The sequence below is a fragment of the Dietzia sp. SLG310A2-38A2 genome, from assembly GCF_014145095.1.
In the GTDB taxonomy this organism is placed as follows: Bacteria; Actinomycetota; Actinomycetes; order Mycobacteriales; family Mycobacteriaceae; genus Dietzia.
Map to the genome: position 1 here is coordinate 1 of NZ_JAALDX010000118.1, position 4412 is coordinate 4412.

General features: G+C 70.6%; 3 protein-coding genes and 1 pseudogene. All 4 read left to right on the forward strand.

Annotated features, from left to right (window positions below):
* Positions 1 to 216: 216 nt before the first annotated feature.
* Positions 217 to 1026: an alpha/beta fold hydrolase gene (locus G6027_RS04465; protein ID WP_182635761.1), complete on the forward strand. Its 810-nt coding sequence runs from the start codon at positions 217 to 219 to the stop codon at positions 1024 to 1026.
* Between the two features lie 14 nt (positions 1027 to 1040).
* A complete protein-coding gene (locus tag G6027_RS04470; protein ID WP_187702591.1) occupies positions 1041 to 3299 on the forward strand; it encodes an MMPL family transporter in 2259 nt (752 codons plus the stop codon).
* A complete protein-coding gene (locus G6027_RS04475; RefSeq protein WP_182635763.1) occupies positions 3296 to 3994 on the forward strand; it encodes a lipocalin family protein in 699 nt (232 codons plus the stop codon). The genes G6027_RS04470 and G6027_RS04475 overlap by 4 nt, the downstream gene beginning before the upstream one ends.
* Positions 3995 to 4005: 11 nt before the next feature.
* Positions 4006 to 4412: pseudogene (locus G6027_RS04480) on the forward strand (TIGR01777 family protein); the annotation flags it as partial.

Below are 4412 nucleotides of genomic sequence, written 5' to 3' on the forward strand. Positions count from 1 at the left end.
GCGTCGTGGTGGGTCGCGGCGGGATGACCTGCATCGCGGTCAACGAGCACCAGCACCTGGAGCGGGCCGCCGGGCCGGAGGATCCGCGGGGCCTGATCACGCTGAGGTGACCCGGCATCCGATCACCTCGAGGTGACGGAAGAGCGGCCCCGGCCGCCGTATCGTACGACTGTGGCGGCCGGACACGGTGGCCGTCCGACTGTCAGGAGAGCCCCGATGCCCACATTCCAGCGCGGTCACACGACCATCGCCTACACCGACACCGGCGTCCCCGCCGGTCGTGAGGACGCTCCCGTGGTGTTCTTCGCCCACGGTCTGCTCTTCTCCGGGTGGATGTTCCAGCACCAGATCGCCCACCTGCGGGACAGGTACCGGTGCGTGACCATCGACTTCCGTGGTCAGGGCGACTCGCCCCGCGCGCTCGGTGGGTACGACATGGACACGCTGACGGTGGACGTCAGCGAACTCCTCCGGCACCTGCAGATCCCCGTGGTCAACTTCGTCGGCTTGTCCATGGGTGGCTTCGTCGGGATCCGGCTCGCGGCCCGCAACCCCGAGGTCGTGCACTCCCTCACCCTGCTCGACTCCGCCGCCACCGCGGAGGAGCCGGCCAACCGCAGCAAGTACAAGACGCTGTCCAAGGTGTACCGCGTCGCCGGAATGAAGCCGTTGCGGTCCCGCGTGGCGCCGATCATGCTCGCCGACCGCAATCTCTCGGCACCCTGGGTCGAGGAGTGGATGGCGATGCTCGAGCGCACCGACCGCGCCGGCCTGGTCAAGGCCATCGAGTCGGTCGCGGACCGTGATCCGTGCGAGGACGAGGCCATCCGGATCATCGCTCCGACGCTGGTCGTGGTGGGTGCGGAGGACGCGGCCACGCCGCCGGAGAAATCGCGTCGGATAGTCGAGCTCATCGCCACCACGAGCTTCCACGAGATCCCCGGTGCGGGTCACTCGCCGACCATGGAACGGCCCGACGAGGTCAACGCCATCCTCGAGGCGTTCCTCTCCGAATACAACGCGTGAGGGCGAGGGAGACGATGACAGCCGAGAGCACCGCGGCGAGCAGAGGCACGTCCACCGGAGGCTGGGTGGGCGTGCTGACGGGAAAGCTCACCGCGTGGGTGATCCTCGCGGCGGTCCTGCTCGTGTCCGGCGCCGTCTTCGCGCTCGCGTCGTCCGAAGGCGCGTCCGAGGCACCCCAGACGCTGCCGGACACCTCCGAGGCCGCCCTCGTCTCCCAGATCCAGCAGGAGTTCCCCGATTCGGGGTCGGTGCCGGCGGTGCTGGTGGTCACCCGCGAGGACGGCGGAGAGCTGGGCCCGCAGGGGGTCGCCGCGGCCGTGGGAGCGGGTGAGCGGATGGCGGAGGTCGTCGGCGCCGCGCCCCAGGGCCCGATCCCGTCCGAGGACGGCGCCGCCGCGCTGGTCCTGGTGCCGGTCGAGGCCGAGTCGATCTCCAATGAGCAGGGCAGTGAGCTCGTCCGCGACATGCGTGACGCCATCGCCGACGGACTCGACCCCGGTCTGGAGGCGCAACTCACCGGCGGGCCCGCCTTCGCCGCAGATACCGCCGCCGCCTTCGAGGGCGCGGACTTCCGTCTCCTGGCCGCCACGGCGACGGTCGTCGCGGTGCTCCTGATCATCACCTACCGCTCGCCGGTCCTGTGGCTCGTCCCGCTCGTCGTGATCGCCGTCGCCGACCGGGTGGCCTCCCTGTTGGTCGCCACGGTCGGCGAGGCCGTCGGTGTGACCGTCGACGGCTCCACCTCCGGCATCGTCTCGGTCCTGGTGTTCGGAGCCGGTACCAACTACGCGCTGTTGTTGGTCTCCAGATACCGCGAAGAGCTGCGGAGGACCGAGAACCGGCGACAGGCGTTGCGTGATGCGTACCGTGGCGCGGTCCCCGCCATCATCGCCAGCAACATCACCGTCGTGCTGGCACTGCTGATGCTGCTCTTGGCGACCCTGCCCAACTACCGTTCGCTCGGGATCTCCGCCGCCGTCGGTCTGCTCGTCGCCCTGGCGTACGCCCTCGTGGCGCTGCCGGCGGCTCTGGCGGTGTGCGGTCGTGGGTTGTTCTGGCCGTTCGTCCCCCGACCGGGGCGCGATTCCGCGCGCACCGGCGCGCGCTCCCGGTCGGCCGCCCCCACGACCCCCGAGGACTTCCGCGAGGACGTCCCGTCCGGCGTCTGGGGCCGTATCGCCTCCGGTGTGGTCAGGCGTCCCGTCCGCGTCCTGATCTCGTGCGTGCTGATCCTGGTGATCCTCGCGTTCGGACTGCTGGGCACACGGATCGGTCTGAGCCAGACCGAGCAGTTCCGCACGCCGTCCGAAGCCGCGGCCGGTCTGGAGACCGCCGCCGAGCACTTCCCGGCCGGCGTCACCGACCCGGTCACCGTGCTCGCCCGGACCGGCACCGAGGCGGAGGTCCTCGAGGTGGTCGAGGGTGTGGAGGGAGTGGTGTCCGCCATGCCGGCCGGCGAGTCGGGGACCGGGTGGAGCCGCATCACGGTGACCCTCGACGCCGCCCCCGCGACCGACCGGTCGGAGGACAGCGTGGTGGCGTTGCGCTCCGCGGTCGACCAGGTCCCCGGATCCGAGGCGATCGTCGGCGGATCTGTCGCCGAGGGCGTCGACACCTCCGACGGCAACCTGCGCGACCTCGCGCTGATCGCACCACTGATCCTCCTGGTGGTGTTCGTCGTCCTGGTACTGGCGCTACGGGCGTTGATCGCGCCGCTGCTCCTGTTGGGCGCGACGGTGTTGTCGTCGCTCGCGGCGCTCGGACTGGGGACCTTCGTCACCACCCAGATCCTGGGCTTCCCCGGACTGGACGTGTCCGTGCCGCTGTACAGCTTCCTGTTCCTCGTCGCACTCGGCGTGGACTACTCGGTGTTCCTGATCATCCGGGCCCGGGAGGAGGCGGCCACGCACTCGACCCGGGAGGCCATGGTTCGTGCCGTCGCCCTCACCGGTGGCGTGATCACCTCCGCGGGAATCGTGCTGGCCTCGGTGTTCGTGGTGCTGGGCGTCCTGCCATTGATCGTGCTCACCCAGGTCGGCGTGATCGTTGCCCTCGGCGTGCTGCTGGATACGTTCGTCGTGAGGACTCTCGTCGTGCCGGCACTGTTCACCCTGGTCGGGGAGAGGGTCTGGTGGCCGGGCGACCCCCGCCGCGGTGTCACGCCCGTCGGCGAGCCCGCCACCGTCGGTTCAGACGACTCCGCTTCCGCCACCACAGTCCCGGACGACTCCGCTCCCGCCAACACCGCCGACACAAAGGAGTTCCACCCATGACCACCTCGCGCCGTTCCCGGTTCCGTTCACTCGCCACCGCTCTCATCGTGGCTCCGCTCCTGGCGTCCGGGCTCGGGGCCGCTCCCGTCGCCGGGGCGCAGGACCTGACCGATGGGGGCCGACTCGGCGGGGGCTCCTCGCAACTGCAGGTGCCCGAGGGCATCGCGGTGGGGTCGATCGGCGGCCCCGAGCTGCAACAGGTCGGGTACGTGGACCCCGACCGATTCGTGGGCACCTGGTACCAGGTCGCGGCGATCCCACAGCCGTACACCCTGCAGTGCACCAACGACACGACCGCCGAGTACGCACGAATCTCGCCGGACACGATCTCGGTGCGCAACTCCTGCGGTTCGGCGATCAGCACTGACTCGGTGATCGAGGGGGAGGCGACGATCCGCGACACCGGAACCAACGCCTCCCTGCGCGTGAACTTCCCGCAGGTGCCGTTCCAGGACGAGAACGGACCGGTCAACTACCGCATCACCTACCTCGCGGACGACTACTCGGTGGCGATCGTCGGCGACCCGAGCCGGTCCTCCGGCTTCGTGTTGAGCCGCGACCCCGCCCTCGGGGCGGCCCAGTGGTCCACCGTGCGTGACGTCGTCGAGTCGCGCGGCTGGTGGCCGTGCGCGTTCCTGACCGTTCCGATGGCCGGCGGGCGGGGCGACGTCACCCCGCTGTGCCTTCTCCCCTGAGAGAGGGATCGATGAGCATCGACCTCAGTTGTACGATCCAGGCCGGTGCGGACGAGGCGTGGGACTACCTCGCCTCACCGGGTGCCTTCGTCCGGATCTCCCCGCCGTTCATGCCGCTGCGGCCCGTGAGCCAGGCCGACTCGCTGAGGGACGGTGTGGCCGTGCTCGAACCGAGGTCCGCGCTCCCCGGGCCGCTGGGGGTGCGGTTCGGTCCGCGCTGGATCGCGCAGCACGACCCCGCCGGGTACGTCGAGGGTGAGCGTTTCGTGGACCGCTGCGTCTCCCAGCCCTACGCCGGTCTGACGGGGTGGGTCCACGAGCACACCGTCACCGAGGGTCCGGACGGGACCGCCGTGCTGGGTGACCGGGTGAGCGCCCGCGTGCCGGGACCCCTCCTCTCCCCGGTGTTCGCCTACCG

What these genes read in the sequence shown, in the direction of transcription:
- G6027_RS04465 (WP_182635761.1), top strand. Translation starts at nt 217, where the DNA reads ATGCCCACATTCCAGCGCGGTCACACGACCATCGCCTACACCGACACC.
- G6027_RS04470 (WP_187702591.1), top strand. Translation starts at nt 1,041, where the DNA reads ATGACAGCCGAGAGCACCGCGGCGAGCAGAGGCACGTCCACCGGAGGC.
- G6027_RS04475 (WP_182635763.1), top strand. Translation starts at nt 3,296, where the DNA reads ATGACCACCTCGCGCCGTTCCCGGTTCCGTTCACTCGCCACCGCTCTC.